The organism is Pseudomonas sp. C32 (assembly GCF_030417915.1).
GTDB lineage: Bacteria > Pseudomonadota > Gammaproteobacteria > Pseudomonadales > Pseudomonadaceae > Aquipseudomonas.
Genome location: NZ_JAUHUK010000021.1, coordinates 60,882 through 77,464, shown reverse-complemented (window position 1 = coordinate 77,464; position 16,583 = coordinate 60,882). Strand labels below are relative to the sequence as shown.

Annotated in this window: 19 protein-coding genes; 14 read left to right on the top strand and 5 right to left on the bottom strand. The window is 58.9% G+C overall.

The annotated features are described in order from the left end of the window. Positions 1 to 58: 58 nt before the first annotated feature. From QYH43_RS22080 to QYH43_RS22070, 3 genes are all read right to left on the bottom strand, one after another. On the bottom strand, positions 59 to 316 hold the full coding sequence (locus QYH43_RS22080) for a hypothetical protein (RefSeq protein WP_301158088.1): 258 nt from the start codon (positions 314 to 316) through the stop codon (positions 59 to 61). 207 nt (positions 317 to 523) lie between these two features. Beyond that, positions 524 to 865, bottom strand: a complete 342-nt coding sequence (locus QYH43_RS22075; RefSeq protein ID WP_095057175.1) for a zinc ribbon domain-containing protein YjdM — start codon at positions 863 to 865, stop codon at positions 524 to 526. 165 nt (positions 866 to 1,030) lie between these two features. Next, entirely contained in the window at positions 1,031 to 1,999 is a 969-nt protein-coding gene (locus QYH43_RS22070; RefSeq protein ID WP_095057174.1) for a polyprenyl synthetase family protein, read from the bottom strand. A gap of 240 nt (positions 2,000 to 2,239) precedes the next feature. Between QYH43_RS22070 and rplU the strand changes: the two genes are divergently transcribed. The 5 genes from rplU (at position 2,240) to QYH43_RS22045 (ending at position 6,017) form a co-directional block, all read left to right on the top strand. Continuing rightward, the gene (gene rplU / locus QYH43_RS22065; protein ID WP_003176051.1) at positions 2,240 to 2,554 is read left to right on the top strand and encodes a 50S ribosomal protein L21; all 315 of its coding nucleotides are present in this window, start codon (positions 2,240 to 2,242) and stop codon (positions 2,552 to 2,554) included. Between the two features lie 35 nt (positions 2,555 to 2,589). Further along, positions 2,590 to 2,865, top strand: coding sequence for a 50S ribosomal protein L27 (gene rpmA / locus QYH43_RS22060; protein WP_017340859.1), 276 nt, complete (start codon positions 2,590 to 2,592; stop codon positions 2,863 to 2,865). A 194-nt stretch (positions 2,866 to 3,059) separates the two neighbouring features. After that, positions 3,060 to 4,283 (top strand): Obg family GTPase CgtA, encoded by a 1,224-nt coding sequence (cgtA, locus tag QYH43_RS22055; protein WP_053162546.1) that lies wholly within the window; start codon positions 3,060 to 3,062, stop codon positions 4,281 to 4,283. Between the two features lie 137 nt (positions 4,284 to 4,420). Beyond that, positions 4,421 to 5,539, top strand: a complete 1,119-nt coding sequence (proB, locus tag QYH43_RS22050; RefSeq protein WP_095057173.1) for a glutamate 5-kinase — start codon at positions 4,421 to 4,423, stop codon at positions 5,537 to 5,539. A gap of 13 nt (positions 5,540 to 5,552) precedes the next feature. Continuing rightward, a complete protein-coding gene (locus tag QYH43_RS22045; RefSeq protein WP_095057172.1) occupies positions 5,553 to 6,017 on the top strand; it encodes a CreA family protein in 465 nt (154 codons plus the stop codon). A 181-nt stretch (positions 6,018 to 6,198) separates the two neighbouring features. Here the strand turns inward: QYH43_RS22045 and rpsT are convergent, their stop codons facing one another. Next, positions 6,199 to 6,477, bottom strand: a complete 279-nt coding sequence (rpsT, locus tag QYH43_RS22040; RefSeq protein ID WP_020798646.1) for a 30S ribosomal protein S20 — start codon at positions 6,475 to 6,477, stop codon at positions 6,199 to 6,201. Between the two features lie 252 nt (positions 6,478 to 6,729). Between rpsT and murJ the strand changes: the two genes are divergently transcribed. The 6 genes from murJ to ispH all read left to right on the top strand — a co-directional run bounded on the left by murJ (position 6,730) and on the right by ispH (position 14,310). Beyond that, positions 6,730 to 8,268: a murein biosynthesis integral membrane protein MurJ gene (murJ, locus tag QYH43_RS22035; protein ID WP_095057171.1), complete on the top strand. Its 1,539-nt coding sequence runs from the start codon at positions 6,730 to 6,732 to the stop codon at positions 8,266 to 8,268. Positions 8,269 to 8,397: 129 nt separating this feature from the next. After that, a complete protein-coding gene (gene ribF / locus QYH43_RS22030; RefSeq protein WP_301158087.1) occupies positions 8,398 to 9,336 on the top strand; it encodes a bifunctional riboflavin kinase/FAD synthetase in 939 nt (312 codons plus the stop codon). A gap of 13 nt (positions 9,337 to 9,349) precedes the next feature. Beyond that, entirely contained in the window at positions 9,350 to 12,181 is a 2,832-nt protein-coding gene (gene ileS, locus QYH43_RS22025; RefSeq protein WP_095057169.1) for an isoleucine--tRNA ligase, read from the top strand. After that, positions 12,174 to 12,686, top strand: coding sequence for a signal peptidase II (lspA, locus tag QYH43_RS22020; RefSeq protein ID WP_095057168.1), 513 nt, complete (start codon positions 12,174 to 12,176; stop codon positions 12,684 to 12,686). Before ileS ends, lspA begins: the two co-directional genes overlap by 8 nt. A gap of 7 nt (positions 12,687 to 12,693) precedes the next feature. Further along, a complete protein-coding gene (gene fkpB / locus QYH43_RS22015) occupies positions 12,694 to 13,131 on the top strand; it encodes an FKBP-type peptidyl-prolyl cis-trans isomerase (RefSeq protein ID WP_177408785.1) in 438 nt (145 codons plus the stop codon). 231 nt (positions 13,132 to 13,362) lie between these two features. After that, positions 13,363 to 14,310 carry a 4-hydroxy-3-methylbut-2-enyl diphosphate reductase gene (ispH, locus tag QYH43_RS22010; RefSeq protein WP_095057166.1) on the top strand — a complete coding sequence of 316 codons (948 nt, stop codon included), beginning with the start codon at positions 13,363 to 13,365 and terminating at the stop codon, positions 14,308 to 14,310. On the opposite strand, the gene QYH43_RS22005 is transcribed toward ispH, so the two are convergent. Continuing rightward, complete coding sequence (locus QYH43_RS22005) at positions 14,279 to 14,836, bottom strand: GspH/FimT family pseudopilin (RefSeq protein WP_301158086.1); 558 nt, start codon at positions 14,834 to 14,836, stop codon at positions 14,279 to 14,281. The two genes, ispH and QYH43_RS22005, sit on opposite strands and share 32 nt — an antisense overlap. Before the next feature lie 108 nt (positions 14,837 to 14,944). On the opposite strand from QYH43_RS22005, the gene QYH43_RS22000 reads away from it, so the two are divergent. Genes QYH43_RS22000 through QYH43_RS21990 form a run of 3 tightly spaced genes read left to right on the top strand, consistent with a single transcriptional unit; the run spans position 14,945 to position 16,568 of the window. After that, positions 14,945 to 15,418, top strand: a complete 474-nt coding sequence (locus QYH43_RS22000; protein ID WP_095057164.1) for a GspH/FimT family protein — start codon at positions 14,945 to 14,947, stop codon at positions 15,416 to 15,418. Further along, positions 15,415 to 15,864, top strand: a complete 450-nt coding sequence (pilV, locus tag QYH43_RS21995; protein ID WP_301158085.1) for a type IV pilus modification protein PilV — start codon at positions 15,415 to 15,417, stop codon at positions 15,862 to 15,864. The genes QYH43_RS22000 and pilV overlap by 4 nt, the downstream gene beginning before the upstream one ends. Further along, on the top strand, positions 15,861 to 16,568 hold the full coding sequence (locus QYH43_RS21990; protein ID WP_095057162.1) for a PilW family protein: 708 nt from the start codon (positions 15,861 to 15,863) through the stop codon (positions 16,566 to 16,568). Before pilV ends, QYH43_RS21990 begins: the two co-directional genes overlap by 4 nt. Positions 16,569 to 16,583 lie beyond the last annotated feature (15 nt).

Here is a 16,583-nt window from a genome sequence, read left to right as displayed (position 1 = left end):
CAGGACCGCGTTGATACCATCGCCAGCAGGCTGGCTCCCACAGTTTTTTGCGAGCTGCTCATACTTCGATCTTGTTGTGCAATTCACTCGTCGGGCGCAACGCCCGGGCATAGCAGAACAGAAACAGATTGCGCACCAGCTCCTTGAGCACCACCGGTTCGCTGGAACTCAAACCGTTGAGGTCCAGATCACCTTGATCCTGCAATTCGTTCAAGGCTTCCTCTTCCAGTACCGCACAGACTTCCCCGGTTTCCCGATGCAAAATCCTGAGGTAGGGGTGCGGACGGTCCAGCCAGGCGTCGATCAAATAAGTCATGAGTTCTCATCTCCATTGATTGGTTTCAATGAGAATAATTCCTATTCAATAAATAGCAAGGCCCTATTGGCGGTTTGGACTTTTTTGTGGGTAAAGATTGCGTCAGGTCAAAACGGCTGGCGTTTGGCTAGTGCGCGGATTTGCGAGGCGAAACGGAGGAGGGTGAAGCACCATCCCGCGTCGGGCGCGGGATGGAGTACAGCGGATTCAGACTTTTCTGACGAACTCGGATTTGAGCTTCATCGGGCCAATGCCGTCGATCTTGCAGTCGATATCGTGATCGCCATCGCACAGGCGGATGTTCTTGACCTTGGTGCCGACCTTGACCACCAGCGATGTGCCCTTGACCTTGAGGTCCTTGATCACGGTGATGGTATCGCCGTCCTGCAGGACATTGCCGACCGAATCTTTCTTCACCGCGTCATCAGACGCAGCTTCGGCTTCGCCACCGGCGGACCACTCGTGGGCGCACTCGGGGCAGATCAGCTGAGCGCCGTCTTCATAGGTGTATTCGGAATTGCATTTCGGGCAGGGTGGCAACGTGCTCACTAAGGCTCCTTGGATTCAGGATCGCTAAAAGCGCACATTATATAGGGTTTTAGAGCCGGAAGGTGGGACTGTAGGAGCCGGCTTGCTGGCGATGCATGCAACTCGGTGTGTCAGGAACGCCGGGATGATGCAATCGCCAGCAAGCCGGCTCCTACAGAGCGCGTATCAGTGCGTGCGCGCGACCGCGAACTCGCTCAGTTCAACCAGTGCATCGCGGTATTCGCTGGCAGGCAGCGCGTCGAGGCACTTGATCGCACGAGCGACGTAATCACGGGCCAGTTGTGCGGTGTACTCCAGCGAACCCGAGGCTTCCACGGCTTCGCGGATGCTTTCCAGGTCTTCGATACCACCTTTCTGGATCGCCTTGCGCACCAGGGCGGCCTGTTCCGGCGTCCCTTCGCGCATGGTGTAGATCAGCGGCAGGGTCGGCTTGCCTTCGGCCAGATCGTCACCGACGTTCTTGCCCAGGGTTTGCGCGTCGCCCTTGTAGTCCAGCAGGTCGTCGACCAACTGGAAGGCCACACCCAGATGGTCGCCAAACGTGCGCAGGGCTTCAGCCTGTTCCGGCGTCGCTTCGCACAGGGCCGCAGCACTGTGGGTCGAGGCTTCGAAGAGCATCGCGGTCTTGCCGCGGATGACTTCCATGTAGGTTTCTTCGGTGGTGCTGGCGTCACGGACCTTCGACAGCTGCAGCACTTCACCTTCGGCGATGATGCGTGTGGCTTGCGACAGGATCTTCATCACCGGCATCGAGCCCAGTTCGACCATCATTTCGAACGAGCGCGAATACAGGAAATCTCCCACCAGCACGCTCGGCGCGTTGCCCCACATGGCGTTGGCAGTCGAACGGCCACGGCGCATGCCGGACATGTCGACGACGTCGTCATGCAGCAGTGTCGCGGTGTGCAGGAATTCGATGGTCGCGGCCAGCAAACGCAGTTCGTCGCCTTCGCGACCCAGTGCCTTGCCACACAGCAACACTAATAGAGGGCGAAGGCGTTTGCCGCCAGCCGAGGTAATGTAGTCGCCGATTTTCGATACCAGCGGCACTCGGGAAGTCAGCTGCTTCTTGATGATGCCGTCGACGGCGCTAAAATCGTCCGCCACCGCGCGGTAGAAAGCTTGGGGTTGCATCAGAGACAGTCGCTCCAGAGGGGTTGCGCGGCATGCTAGGACCCACGCTTGCAGGTGTCAAGGCGCGATAGACGGCCCCTTGCAAGCCGGGCGTGGCTTGCGTACAATCGCGCACCCTGAACTTCCTGGGCAGCACCTGCCTTACGCAATTGCAAGCGGGCCTTCCAGCCCCATGCAGCCATGCCAGCCAATACCTCTTCTTATAAAGAGCTGGGTGAGCAGGATTATCGGAGAAATACCATGTCTTATGCAGTAATCGTTACTGGCGGCAAGCAGTACAAAGTCGCCCCAGGTGAATACCTGAAGATCGAAAAACTGGAAATCGCTACCGGCGAATCCGTTACCTTTGATCGCGTTCTGTTGGTTGCCAATGGCGACGACGTGAATATCGGCGCTCCAGTTGTTGCTGGCGCTACCGTTGTGGCTGAAGTGATCTCCCAAGGTCGTCACGATAAAGTCCGCATCATCAAGTTCCGTCGCCGTAAGCACCACATGAAGCGTATGGGCCACCGCCAGTGGTACACCGAGATCAAAATCACCGGTATTCAGGCTTAATTTCAGCCTAATTCCTCACTAGGAGAATTGAACTCATGGCACACAAAAAAGCTGGTGGTAGTACCCGTAACGGTCGCGACTCAGAAGCCAAACGCCTTGGCGTGAAGATGTATGGCGGCCAGGTTATCATTCCGGGCAACATCATCGTGCGTCAGCGCGGCACCCAATTCCACGCTGGCTACGGCGTTGGCATGGGCAAAGATCACACTCTGTTCGCTAAAATCGACGGCGTGATCAAGTTCGAAGTAAAGGGCGCCTTCGGTCGTCGTTACGTAAGCATTGTCCCGAAGACTGAAGTCGTCGCGGCATAATTACGTGGTTGCTGGAAAAGCCCTGTCTTGCGACGGGGCTTTTTCGTTTGTGGGGTGAGTCTCTTGCAAAGCTGTTTGAAGGTGGGCTCCAGCGCTGTATTCGCGGTCGTTGATTGAGGTCGCTGCGCTCATTTTTGCAAGAGTCTTATGTCTAGATTTTTTCGGCTCGTCCGTATGGCGAGAGGCGTTTTGTTATGAAGTTTGTTGATGAAGTATCGATTCGAGTAAAGGCCGGTGACGGCGGCAACGGTTGCATGAGCTTCCGTCGCGAGAAATTCATTGAGAACGGCGGCCCGAACGGCGGTGATGGTGGTGATGGCGGCTCGGTCTACATGATCGCCGACGAAAACCTCAACACCCTGGTCGACTACCGTTACACCCGGCACTTCGATGCCGAGCGTGGCTCCAATGGCGGCAGCACTGACTGCACCGGTAAAAAAGGTGAAGAGCTGGTGCTGCGCGTGCCGGTCGGCACCACGGTGATCGACTCCGCCACTCAGGAGGTGATTGGCGACCTGACCAAGGCTGGTCAGAAGTTGCTCGTGGCTCATGGTGGCTGGCACGGTCTGGGTAACACCCGATTCAAATCCAGTACCAACCGTGCGCCACGCCAGACGACCCCGGGCAAGCCAGGCGAACAGCGTGACTTGAAGCTGGAAATGAAAGTGCTGGCGGACGTGGGTCTGCTGGGCTTGCCGAATGCCGGCAAGAGCACATTCATTCGTTCGGTGTCGGCCGCCAAGCCGAAAGTCGCTGACTACCCGTTCACTACCTTGGTCCCGAACCTGGGTGTGGTCAGTGTCGATCGCTGGAAAAGCTTCGTGGTTGCGGACATTCCGGGCCTGATCGAAGGTGCTTCCGACGGCGCAGGCCTGGGGATTCGCTTCCTCAAGCACTTGTCGCGTACGCGTCTGCTGTTGCACCTCGTCGACATGGCGCCGCTGGATGACACCAGTGCGCCGGACGCGGCGGAAGTCATCGTCAACGAGCTGACCAAGTTCAGTCCGTCCCTGGCTGAGCGTGATCGCTGGTTGATCCTGAACAAGTGCGACCAGATCCTCGATGAAGAGCACGATGCTCGCGTCAAGGAAATCGTTGATCGCCTGGAGTGGACCGGTCCGGTCTACGTGATCTCGGCCATCGCCAAGCAGAACACCGAGCGCCTGTGCCACGACATCATGCGTTACCTGGAGGATCGTGCCGATCGTCTGGCTAACGACCCGGCCTACAAGGAAGAGCTGGCTGACCTCGATCAGCGCATCGAAGACGAAGCCCGTGCTCAGTTGCAGGCGCTGGATGATCAGCGTGCCCTGCGTCGCAGCGGCGTGAAGTCGGTCCACGACATCGGCGATGATGATTGGGACGAAGAAGATGTGGATGACGAAGACGGTCCGGAAATCATTTACGTGCGTGACTGATTCGTTGCGATAAACTTAAGCGCCGCTCAATCGAGCGGCGTTTTAGTATCTGGAAATCGATTGTTGGTCACGAATAACCACGAATAACGTCACGGGCAGTGCTAGGTCGCGCTGCCCTCAAGCTAAGGTTGAAGATGATGCGGAGCAAGGTGACAGGTGCGCAGCGTTGGGTCGTGAAGATCGGCAGCGCTTTGCTGACGGCGGACGGCAAAGGCCTGGATCGCGCGGCAATGGGTGTCTGGGTTGAACAGATGGTGGCCTTGCACGAGGCGGGTGTCGAGTTGGTGCTGGTGTCCTCCGGGGCAGTGGCTGCTGGCATGAGCCGTTTGGGCTGGACTGCGCGACCCAGTGCAATGCACGAGCTTCAGGCCGCTGCTGCCATCGGTCAGATGGGGTTGGTGCAGGCGTGGGAATCGAGCTTTGCCGAGCATGGTCGGCACACCGCGCAGATTCTTCTGACTCACGATGACCTGTCCGACCGCAAGCGCTACCTGAATGCCCGCAGCACCTTGCGTGCGCTGGTCGAGCTGAAGGTTATCCCGGTAATCAACGAAAACGACACCGTGGTCACCGACGAAATCCGTTTCGGCGACAACGACACCCTGGCGGCATTGGTCGCCAACCTGGTCGAAGCTGATCTGCTGGTGATCCTCACCGATCGTGATGGCATGTTCGACGCCGATCCGCGCAACAACCCGGATGCCCAGCTGATTTATGAAGCGCGGGCCGACGATCCTGCGCTCGATGCGGTCGCGGGCAGTACGGGTGGTGCGTTGGGTCGTGGCGGCATGCAGACCAAATTGCGTGCGGCGCGTCTGGCTGCGCGTTCCGGTGCTCATACCATCATCGTTGGTGGGCGTATTGAGCGCGTGCTGGATCGCCTCAAGGCGGGCGAGCGCATCGGTACGCTGCTTTCGCCTGAGCGCGGCATGCTCGCGGCGCGCAAGCAGTGGCTGGCCGGGCATCTGCAAACCCGCGGTACCCTGGTGCTCGATGCGGGGGCGGTGACGGCGTTGTCCCAAGGCAACAAAAGTTTGCTGCCGGTTGGCGTCAAATTGGTCCAGGGCAGTTTCCGTCGCGGCGAAATGGTTGTGTGCGTGGCGCCGGACGGTCGTGAAATTGCGCGTGGCCTGGCCAACTACAGCGCGCTCGAGGCGCAAAAAATCATCGGTCAGTCGTCTGATGCGATTGTCGGTCTGTTGGGTTACATGGCGGAACCGGAACTGGTTCACCGCGACAACCTGATCCTGGTCTAAAAGGAATAACTGAATGCGCGTGGCAAAAGGATTGTTGGGGTTGCTGTTGGCGATGCCGCTGCTGGCTTCGGCCGAAGAGATTGGTCAGGTGTCGACGGTGTTCAAATTCGTCGGGCCGAATGACCGGATTGTGGTCGAGGCTTTTGACGATCCCAAGGTCGAAGGTGTGACCTGCTATCTGTCCCGCGCCAAGACTGGCGGCATGAAGGGTGGTCTTGGTTTGGCCGAAGATCGTGCCGAGGCGTCTATCGCTTGTCGTCAGGTTGGGCCGATCAGCTTCAAGGGCGAGCTCAAGGATGGTGACGAGGTGTTCAAGGAGCGTACCTCGCTGGTCTTCAAGACCATGCAGGTGGTGCGCTTCCTCGACAAGAAGCGCAATACGCTGGTGTATCTGGTGTACAGCGATCGCTTGATCGAAGGCAGCCCGCAGAATGCGGTGACGGCGATTCCGATTTTGCCGTGGGCTCACGCTCAGTAATCGGACGTCAATCGAACTGTAGGGGCGAGCTTGCTCGCGATAGCGGATATCCAGCCAGCACAAATGCTGAATGTTAATCCGTCATCGCGAGCAAGCTCGCTCCTACAGTTTTTTGTGTGTCCGCCAAATCGCAGGCAATAAAAAACCGACCCTGAGGTCGGTTTTTTAATGAACGAGTCGCTTAGGCAGCAGCGGCAACGTTCAGGGCCTTAACGTGGCCATTCAAACGGCTCTTATGGCGAGCAGCCTTGTTCTTGTGGATGATGCCTTTATCGGCCATGCGGTCGATAACTGGCACAGCCAGAACGTATGCAGCTTGAGCTTTTTCAGCGTCTTTTGCGTCGATGGCCTTAACTACATTCTTGATGTAGGTACGAACCATGGAACGCAGGCTGGCGTTGTGGCTGCGACGCTTCTCAGCCTGTTTTGCACGTTTTTTGGCGGAAGGTGAGTTGGCCACCGTCGAGCTCCTCGAAAGACTTTTTAGGAAATAGCAAACAAAATAGGCCGCGAATCATGCCGATGAGTTGAGGTCTTGTCAAGGGCGGTTGAGACGTTCCGCTAAGTGGTAGGTGATGCAAGCTTGGAGATTTCTTTCCAGCGTGCGACCTGTAAACTCGCGAGCTTTGGCTCTGTGCTGTTGCGGCGCAGAGTATCGCATAAGTGGGCGCTTTATTCGCCTGCTGTTTATCGACAGGCACAAACTCTTTCAATGAATCTGCTCAAATCGTTGGCCGCCGTCAGCTCTATCACAATGCTTTCCCGGGTTCTTGGGTTTGTTCGTGACACCCTCATTGCGCGCACATTTGGCGCGGGAATGGCGACTGACGCCTTCTTTATCGCCTTCAAACTGCCCAATCTGCTGCGCCGGATTTTCGCCGAGGGGGCGTTTTCTCAAGCATTCGTGCCGATTCTTGCCGAATACAAGAGCCAGCAGGGTGAGGAGGCGACACGAACCTTTATCGCTTATGTCTCGGGCCTGCTGACGCTCGTGCTGGCGCTGGTGACGGTGCTGGGGATGATTGCTGCGCCGTGGATTATCTGGGTGACGGCACCGGGTTTCACCGATACACCGGAAAAATTCGAGCTGACTACCAGCCTGCTGCGGGTCACCTTTCCCTACATTCTGCTGATTTCCTTATCCTCACTGGCTGGCGCGGTCCTCAATACCTGGAACCGTTTTTCGGTGCCGGCCTTTGTGCCGACCCTGCTGAACGTCAGCATGATCATCTTTGCGCTGTTTCTGACGCCGTACTTCGATCCTCCCGTGATGGCGCTCGGCTGGGCCGTATTGGCGGGCGGATTGGCGCAGTTGCTCTATCAGCTGCCGCACCTGAAAAAAATCGGCATGCTGGTGCTGCCGCGCCTGAGTCTGCGCGACAGCGGCGTCTGGCGGGTGATGAAGCAGATGTTGCCGGCGATTCTCGGCGTGTCGGTGAGCCAGATCTCGCTGATCATCAACACCATTTTTGCTTCGTTCCTGGTCGCCGGCTCCGTGTCGTGGATGTACTACGCCGACCGTTTGATGGAATTGCCGTCCGGCGTACTGGGCGTGGCGCTGGGTACGATTCTGTTGCCAACGCTGGCCAAAACCTATGCCAGCAAGGATCGCCACGAGTATTCGCGCATCCTCGATTGGGGGCTGCGCCTGTGCTTTGTGCTGGTGCTGCCGTGTTCCCTGGCGTTGGGGATTCTGGCCGAGCCATTGACGGTTTCGTTGTTCCAGTACGGCCAGTTCAGTGCGTTTGACGCGGCGATGACCCAGCGTGCCCTGATTGCCTATTCGGTCGGATTGCTGGGGATTATTGTGATCAAAGTGCTGGCTCCCGGCTTTTATGCGCAACAAAACATCCGGACGCCGGTAAAAATCGCGATTTTCACGCTCGTCGTGACTCAGTTGTTCAACCTGATGCTGATCGGGCCGTTGGCTCACGCGGGTCTGGCGCTGGCTATCAGTGCCGGTGCGTGCCTGAATGCGGGTCTGCTGTTCTATCAACTGCGCAAGCAGCAGATGTACCAGCCGCAACCGGGCTGGGCGAAATTCGGCTTGAAGCTGGTGATCGCGGTCTCGGTGATGTCTGGCGTACTGCTGGCCGGGATGCATTTCATGCCGGCCTGGGGCGAGGGGCAGATGCTCGAGCGTTTCCTGCGCCTGGGTGCCTTGGTGGCCGCTGGTGTGGTGACGTATTTCGGCATGTTAGTGTTGATGGGCTTTCGTTTGCGCGACTTCAATCGCAAGACGCTGGGCTGAGGTTCGGGCCTCAATAAACAGGGGCGAGCCGACGGTTTGGTCGGCTCGATCACTTTGGGTTACGGTGTTGCCTGTCGTCGGCCGCCGGGTGTGGTTATAATCGACCACTTTATGAGCAAGAAGCGCGTTATGCAGCTGGTTCGAGGCCTCCACAATCTGCGCCCCCAGCATCGGGGCTGCGTCGCCACTATTGGCAACTTTGACGGTGTACACCGTGGCCACCAGGCTATCCTGGCGCGGCTGCGTGAGCGTGCGCTCGAGTTGGGCGTGCCCAGCTGCGTGGTGATTTTCGAGCCGCAACCGCGCGAGTTCTTTGCTCCGGACACCGCACCGGCCCGTCTGGCCCGCCTGCGGGACAAACTGCAGTTGTTGGCCGCCGAAGGCGTTGATCGCGTTTTGTGCCTGGCTTTCAACCAGCGTCTGAGCAAGCTCAGCGCCAGTGAGTTCGTCGATACCATTCTGGTGGACGGCCTCGGCGTGCAGCATCTGGAGGTCGGTGACGACTTCCGTTTCGGCTGTGACCGGGCAGGGGATTTCGATTTTCTGCTGCAGGCCGGCATGGTTCAGGGTTTTACCGTTGAAGCGGCGCAGACAGTCGAACTGGATGGCATCCGTGTCAGCAGTACGCAGGTGCGTAACGCCCTGGCGGCCGCTGACTTCGCCCTGGCCGAACGTCTGCTGGGTCGACCTTACCGGATCGCCGGTCGGGTGTTGCATGGTCAGAAGCTCGCCCGGCAGTTGGGTACGCCCACCGCCAATATTCAACTCAAACGCCGTCGTGTGCCGTTCACCGGGGTGTACCTGGTCGACGTCGAGATCGACGGCAAGACCTGCCCCGGCGTCGCCAATATCGGCGTGCGGCCTACGGTCCAAGGTGATGGCAAAGCCCACCTGGAAGTACATCTTTTAGATTTTGCCGGCGATCTGTATGACCGGCGGTTAACGGTGGTTTTCCACCACAAGCTGCGTGAAGAGCAGCGTTTCGCCTCTCTGGAGGCGCTGAAAACGGCGATCAGCGCGGATGTCGCCGCCGCCCGTGCACTAGCCGCACCTAGCGCCCATCGCTAATGAAGAGCCTTAAATGACCGACTATAAAGCCACGCTAAACCTTCCGGACACCGCCTTCCCAATGAAGGCCGGCCTGCCACAGCGCGAACCGCAGATTCTGCAGCGCTGGGACAGTATTGGCCTGTACGGAAAGTTGCGCGAGATTGGCAAGGATCGTCCGAAGTTCGTATTGCACGACGGCCCTCCGTACGCCAACGGCTCGATTCACATCGGTCATGCGCTGAACAAGATTCTCAAGGACATGATCATCCGCTCGAAGACCCTGTCTGGTTTCGATGCGCCTTATGTTCCGGGCTGGGACTGCCACGGTCTGCCGATCGAGCACAAAGTCGAAGTGACCCACGGCAAGAACCTGGGCGCGGACAAGACCCGCGAACTGTGCCGGGCCTACGCCACCGAGCAGATCGAAGGCCAGAAGTCCGAGTTCATCCGCCTCGGCGTGCTGGGCGACTTCGCCAACCCTTACAAAACCATGGACTTCAAGAACGAGGCCGGTGAAATCCGCGCCTTGGCCGAAATCGTCAAGGGCGGTTTCGTGTTCAAGGGCTTGAAGCCTGTGAACTGGTGCTTCGACTGCGGTTCGGCCCTGGCTGAAGCGGAAGTCGAGTACGAGAACAAGAAGTCCTCGACCATCGACGTGGCGTTCCCGATTGCCGATGAAGCCCAACTGGCTGCCGCTTTCGGCCTGCCGTCGCTGGCCAAGCCTGCCTCGATCGTGATCTGGACCACCACCCCGTGGACCATCCCGGCCAACCAGGCGCTGAACGTTCACCCTGAATTCAACTACGCCCTGGTCGATGTCGGCGACAAACTGCTGGTGCTGGCTGAAGAGCTGGTCGAGTCGTGCCTGGCGCGCTACTCGCTGCAAGGTTCGGTCATTGCGACCACGACCGGTAAAGCACTGGAACTGATCAATTTCCGTCACCCGTTCTACGACCGTCTGTCGCCGGTTTACCTGGCCGACTACGTTGAGCTGGGCGCTGGCACTGGTGTGGTTCACTCCGCTCCGGCCTATGGCGTGGACGACTTCGTGACCTGCAAGAAGTACGGCATGGTCAACGACGACATCCTCAATCCGGTCCAGAGCAACGGTGTGTACGCGACCTCGCTGGAGTTCTTCGGCGGCCAGTTCATCTGGAAGGCCAACCCGGCCATCGTCGACAAGCTGACCGAAGTCGGTGCGCTGCTGCACACCACCATCATCGAACACAGCTACATGCACTGCTGGCGCCACAAGACCCCGCTGATCTACCGCGCCACCGCGCAGTGGTTCATCGGCATGGACAAGCAGCCAGTGACTGGCGACACCCTGCGCCAGCGCTCGCTCAAAGCCATCGAAGAGACTCAGTTCGTTCCGGCCTGGGGCCAGGCGCGTCTGCACTCGATGATCGCCAACCGTCCTGACTGGTGCATTTCCCGTCAGCGCAACTGGGGCGTGCCGATCCCGTTTTTCCTGAACAAGGAAAGCGGCGAGCTGCACCCTCGTACCGTTGAACTGATGGAAGAAGTCGCCAAGCGCGTTGAAGTCGAAGGCATCGAGGCCTGGTTCAAGCTGGACGCCGCCGAGCTGCTGGGCGATGAAGCGCCGCAGTACGACAAGATCAGCGACACCCTGGACGTCTGGTTCGATTCGGGCACCACGCACTGGCATGTCCTGCGCGGTTCGCACCCGATGGGCCACGAAACCGGTCCGCGCGCCGACCTGTACCTGGAAGGTTCGGACCAGCACCGTGGCTGGTTCCACTCGTCCCTGCTGACCGGTTGCGCCATCGACAACCACGCGCCGTATCGCGAGCTGCTGACTCACGGCTTCACCGTCGACGAGTCCGGCCGCAAAATGTCCAAGTCCCTGGGCAACGTCATTGCACCGCAGAAAGTCAACGACACCCTGGGCGCCGACATCATGCGTCTGTGGGTTGCATCGACCGACTATTCGGGCGAAATGGCCGTTTCCGAGCAAATCCTGCAACGCAGTGCGGACGCCTACCGGCGTATTCGTAACACCGCGCGCTTCCTGCTGTCGAACCTGACCGGCTTCAACCCGGCGACCGACATCCTGCCAGCCGAAGAAATGCTCGCGCTGGACCGTTGGGCCGTGGACCGCACCTTGCTGCTGCAACGCGAGCTGCAAGAGCACTACGGCGAATACCGTTTCTGGAACGTGTACTCGAAGATCCACAACTTCTGCGTGCAGGAGCTGGGTGGTTTTTACCTCGACATCATCAAGGACCGCCAGTACACCACCGGCGCCAACAGCAAGGCCCGTCGTTCGGCGCAAACCGCGCTGTTCCACATTTCCGAAGCGCTGGTTCGCTGGATCGCACCGATCCTGGCCTTCACCGCTGACGAGCTGTGGCAATACCTGCCGGGTGAGCGTAACGAGTCGGTAATGCTCAACACCTGGTACGAAGGCCTGACCGAATTGCCGGAAGGCTTCGAGCTGGGTCGCGCGTATTGGGACCGGATCATGGCCGTGAAGGTTGCGGTCAACAAGGAAATGGAAATCCAGCGCGCCGCCAAGGCTGTCGGTGGCAACCTGCAGGCCGAAGTGACGCTGTTCGCCGAAGACGCGCTGAGCGCCGATCTGGCCAAGCTGAGCAACGAGCTGCGCTTTGTACTGATCACCTCGACCGCCGCTGTTGCACCGCTGGTGCAAGCACCGGCCAATGCCGTGGTGACCGAAGTCGGCGGCTTGAAGCTGCAAATCGTCAAGTCGAGCCACGCCAAGTGCGCCCGTTGCTGGCACTGCCGTGAAGACGTCGGCGTGAACCCGGAGCATCCTGAAATCTGCGGCCGTTGTGTCGATAACATCAGCGGCGCAGGCGAGGTTCGTCACTATGCCTAATGCCATTGGCCGTTTCGGACGGCTGAGCTGGCTTTGGTTGAGCCTGCTGGTTCTGGTCATCGACCAGGCCAGCAAGTTTTACTTCGAAGGCAAGCTCGAGATGTATCAGCAGATCGTCGTGATTCCCGATTTGTTCAGCTGGACCCTGGCCTACAACACTGGCGCTGCGTTCAGCTTCCTGGCTGACAGCTCTGGCTGGCAGCGCTGGTTGTTTGCCCTGATCGCCATCGTGGTCAGTGCAGTGCTGGTGGTCTGGCTCAAGCGTCTGGGACGCAACGAAACCTGGCTGGCAGTTGCCCTGGCACTGGTGTTGGGTGGCGCGCTAGGCAATTTGTATGACCGCATTGCCCTGGGCCATGTGATCGATTTCATTCTGGTGCATTGGCAGGATCGCTGGCGTTTCCCGGCCTTCAACGTTGCCGACAGCGCCATCACGGTTGGTGCGGTAATGCTGGCACTGGACATGTTCAAAAGTAAAAAGACCGGAGAAGCCGTAAATGACTGAACAGGTATTGGCTGAGCAACGCATCGGCCAGAACACGGAAGTCACCTTGCACTTCGCATTGCGCCTGGAGAACGGCGACACGGTGGACAGCACCTTCGACAAAGCCCCGGCGACCTTCAAGGTCGGTGATGGCAACCTGTTGCCAGGTTTCGAAGCGGCATTGTTCGGTTTCAAGGCCGGTGACAAGCGCACGCTGAACATCGAGCCGGAAAACGCTTTCGGCCAGCCAAACCCGCAAAACGTACAGATCATCCCGCGTTCGCAGTTCCAGGACATGGAGCTGTCGCCCGGTTTGCTGGTGATCTTCAACGATGCGGCCAATACTGAATTGCCTGGCGTGGTGAAAGAGTTCGACGATGCTCAAGTGACCATCGACTTCAACCACCCGTTGGCTGGCAAGACCTTGACCTTTGACGTGGAAATCATTTCCGTCAAAGCGCTGTAATGTAACTGATCGGACACGATCAAAAATGTGGGCGCGAGCCTTTGTGGCGAGGGGGCTTGCCCCCGTTGGGGTGCGAAGCGCCCCTGAAACCGGCCGCGTCGCTTCTGAATGAGCCTGCGGTGTCTGTTTACGATTGCTACGCAATCGAACGGGGGCAAGCCCCCTCGCCACAGCAGGCTCGTTCCCACAATGGTTTTTCATTGTTTTCGCGCGCAAGACACGAGGCACAGCATGCAAATCAAACTCGCCAACCCCCGTGGCTTCTGCGCCGGTGTGGACCGGGCGATCGAAATCGTCAACCGCGCCCTGGAAGTTTTCGGGCCACCGATCTATGTGCGCCATGAAGTGGTCCATAACAAGTTTGTCGTTGAAGACCTGCGCTCCCGTGGCGCGATCTTTGTCGAAGAGCTGGATCAGGTGCCGGACGATGTCATCGTGATCTTCAGCGCCCACGGTGTTTCCCAGGCCGTGCGTACTGAAGCGACGGGGCGTGGGCTGAAAGTATTCGACGCCACGTGCCCGCTGGTGACCAAAGTCCATATCGAAGTCGCGCGGTACAGCCGTGACGGCCGTGAATGCATCCTCATCGGCCACGCCGGTCACCCGGAAGTCGAAGGCACCATGGGCCAGTACGACGAGGGCAATGGCGGCGCGATCTATCTGGTCGAAGACGAGAAAGATGTGGCTGCGTTGCAGGTGAATAACCCGGAAAAACTCGCGTTCGTGACCCAGACCACGCTGTCGATGGACGACACCAGCCGCGTTATCGACGCACTGCGTGCGCGTTTCCCGGCCATTGGTGGTCCGCGCAAGGATGACATCTGCTACGCCACGCAAAACCGTCAGGACGCAGTCAAGCAACTGGCCGACGAGTGCGATGTGGTATTGGTGGTCGGCAGCCCGAACAGCTCCAACTCCAATCGCCTGCGCGAACTCGCCGAGCGCATGTCTACGCCGGCCTATCTGATCGACGGCGCCGAAGACCTGCAAAAGAGCTGGTTCGACGGTGTCGAGCGCATTGGCATTACCGCCGGAGCCTCCGCACCTGAAGTCCTGGTGCGTGGCGTGATCCAGCAGTTGCAGGCTTGGGGCGCCACCGGTGCCGATGAGCTGGCTGGGCGCGAAGAGAACATCACGTTCTCGATGCCTAAAGAGTTGCGCGTCCGCTCGCTGCTCTGAGTTTCTTCCCTTCTGTGCATAACGCCTGTTCAGCCTTGTCGCTGCGCAGACTGACGCGACCGGAGGGCGCCAGCACGACTTGCTGGTGGCTCACCGGTTCGCGGGCTGCGCAAATGTGTAACGTCCCCGCTTGAAAGCCCCCTTTGGCGAACTGCGGTTCGCCCAAACTGCTGAACCTGACGAAATGCCGGACAGTTTGATTCCCGGCAACGGGCACTTGCGCAGCGCTCAGACGCTCGGCCAGCAGCGGATTTTGGCTGTCCTTATACCCCTTGCCACTGATATCCAGAATGATCCGCCAGCCCTGGCTCCAGTCGCCGTTGATGCCGTAGATCACCACGGCCTGATTGCGGGTGATGGCTTCGGTCCTGGCGGTGCGTATTCCACCGTAAAGCGACTGTGCGGCTTGCTCGCGATGGTTCGATTCATTGAGTGCAGCGAACGCCGGGCTGACCAATTGCAGAACAATTCCGGCAATTGCCAGTCCCATGAGCAGTTCAATCAGGCTGAAACCTCGTTGATGCATGACGTCCTCCTCCCTGGAGTGCTGTGGCTTACGCGTTCCTTGTGTGAGCGCCGGCCGAATGTGCAGGCGTGTTAATGCAGGTATAGCCGACGGCAACGGAGGACATCGATGGATCATCGTACAAAAGGTTTCACGCTGATCGAGTTGCTGCTCGCAATTGCGATCTTGCTGGTACTGATGACGCTGGCCGTGCCGGCATTTACCCGGTCGGCGCAATCGACCAAGGCTGATACCGAAATCAATGATCTGCAACGCGGCTTGAACTTCGCCCGACTCGAGGCCATCGATCGAGGCGCCACTACGCGGCTTCGACCGATGGCAGGGGACAGTGTCTGGACCGGGGCGCTGGCGGTTTATGACGGTACTGGCAAATTGGCCAATGTGTTGCGGGTTATTCCGGCGATGAGCAGCGGTGCAAACCTGACGCTAACCTCAGAGGTCACTGCCATCGATTTCGATCCACTGGGCGGGTTGTCATCACCGTCCACAGGGGTGGTGATCAGTCATGTGCTGGGCGAGCAAAGCAGGACGCTGAATGTGTGTTTGAACGGACGGATTCTTTTGGGTGGAAGTTGCGGATGAGGGCAGGGAGCAGGTCTGTACAAAAGGGCATGACGCTGATCGAGGTCCTGGTGGCGTTGTTGATACTCGGCGTGGGGTTGCTGGGGGCGGCGGCATTACAGCTCAATGCGCTGAAGTACACGGACAGTTCACGCATGAGCAGCCAGGCGAGCTTTATCGCCTACGACATGATGGACCGCATTCGCGCCAACGCGACTGCCGATTACACCGTTGCGCCACCCGCGTCGGGCAACCTGAACGTTACCCGGGATCAGGATCTTTACGACTTCAACACCAATATCATCGGTTTTGGCGGCCCCACTGCCACCGGCAGCATCACCGTCAATCAACGGGTGTACACGATCACCATCGAATGGGACGACTCGCGAGCGGCCAACATGGCTGATTCGCGACGCAGCTTCGTCCTGACCAGCCGCGCAACCGTCGACCCGGTGATGACCCCGTGAGCCGCGGCAGCAAAGGCTTTGGCCTCATCGAATTGCTGATCGCCCTGGCGCTGAGCCTGATCGTCGTGCTGGGTGTAGTGCAAGTGTTCATCGCGTCCAAAAACACGTATCTCAGCCAGAACGCCGCAGCCACCATGCAGGAAGATGCGCGTTTCGTGCTGAGCAAACTGATCCAGGAAATCCGTATGGTCGGCATGTTCGGCTGCCAGGGGACGATCACCGATTCGAGCTTGAAAAAGGACTTCGCGGCAAGCCAGATGTCGCCGATTCGTTGGGACAACTCCGCCCGCAAATTGACGTTGATAACGGCGGATGTCGGCAGCAATGGCGGCAAGCCCAGCTGGACGGTGATTTCCGATTGTCGCAACAGTGCAACGGCACATAGCGAGGCCTCGACGCCCCCACCGGGGCAACTGGCGTTTCCGATCCGGCGGGTGATTTACCGCTTCAGCAACAATCAACTGTCGATGGGGAGCGGAGAGGGTGCACAACAGGTGCTGGTGAATAATGTCAGCGCGTTCGATGTGAGCTTCGGTCTCGCCAGTTCCGCCACTGACATCGGCGCGTCCAGTTACAGCAGCAACCCGACGGACCCTGCGCGCATCCGCAGCGTTCGTCTGACGCTGACGCTGTATGACCCCAACCACAGGGTCCGTGATCAAACCTTCAATGTGGTTGCCGCCTTGCGCAACCGCTTGCTGTGAGAGGGCGATCAATGA

What these genes read in the sequence shown, in the direction of transcription:
- QYH43_RS22000 (WP_095057164.1), top strand. Translation starts at nt 14,945, where the DNA reads ATGGATCATCGTACAAAAGGTTTCACGCTGATCGAGTTGCTGCTCGCA.
- QYH43_RS22005 (WP_301158086.1), bottom strand. Translation starts at nt 14,836, where the DNA reads ATGCATCAACGAGGTTTCAGCCTGATTGAACTGCTCATGGGACTGGCA.
- rplU (WP_003176051.1), top strand. Translation starts at nt 2,240, where the DNA reads ATGTCTTATGCAGTAATCGTTACTGGCGGCAAGCAGTACAAAGTCGCC.
- ispH (WP_095057166.1), top strand. Translation starts at nt 13,363, where the DNA reads ATGCAAATCAAACTCGCCAACCCCCGTGGCTTCTGCGCCGGTGTGGAC.
- ileS (WP_095057169.1), top strand. Translation starts at nt 9,350, where the DNA reads ATGACCGACTATAAAGCCACGCTAAACCTTCCGGACACCGCCTTCCCA.
- cgtA (WP_053162546.1), top strand. Translation starts at nt 3,060, where the DNA reads ATGAAGTTTGTTGATGAAGTATCGATTCGAGTAAAGGCCGGTGACGGC.
- QYH43_RS22070 (WP_095057174.1), bottom strand. Translation starts at nt 1,999, where the DNA reads ATGCAACCCCAAGCTTTCTACCGCGCGGTGGCGGACGATTTTAGCGCC.
- ribF (WP_301158087.1), top strand. Translation starts at nt 8,398, where the DNA reads ATGCAGCTGGTTCGAGGCCTCCACAATCTGCGCCCCCAGCATCGGGGC.
- rpmA (WP_017340859.1), top strand. Translation starts at nt 2,590, where the DNA reads ATGGCACACAAAAAAGCTGGTGGTAGTACCCGTAACGGTCGCGACTCA.
- proB (WP_095057173.1), top strand. Translation starts at nt 4,421, where the DNA reads ATGCGGAGCAAGGTGACAGGTGCGCAGCGTTGGGTCGTGAAGATCGGC.
- QYH43_RS22080 (WP_301158088.1), bottom strand. Translation starts at nt 316, where the DNA reads ATGACTTATTTGATCGACGCCTGGCTGGACCGTCCGCACCCCTACCTC.
- murJ (WP_095057171.1), top strand. Translation starts at nt 6,730, where the DNA reads ATGAATCTGCTCAAATCGTTGGCCGCCGTCAGCTCTATCACAATGCTT.
- pilV (WP_301158085.1), top strand. Translation starts at nt 15,415, where the DNA reads ATGAGGGCAGGGAGCAGGTCTGTACAAAAGGGCATGACGCTGATCGAG.
- QYH43_RS22045 (WP_095057172.1), top strand. Translation starts at nt 5,553, where the DNA reads ATGCGCGTGGCAAAAGGATTGTTGGGGTTGCTGTTGGCGATGCCGCTG.
- lspA (WP_095057168.1), top strand. Translation starts at nt 12,174, where the DNA reads ATGCCTAATGCCATTGGCCGTTTCGGACGGCTGAGCTGGCTTTGGTTG.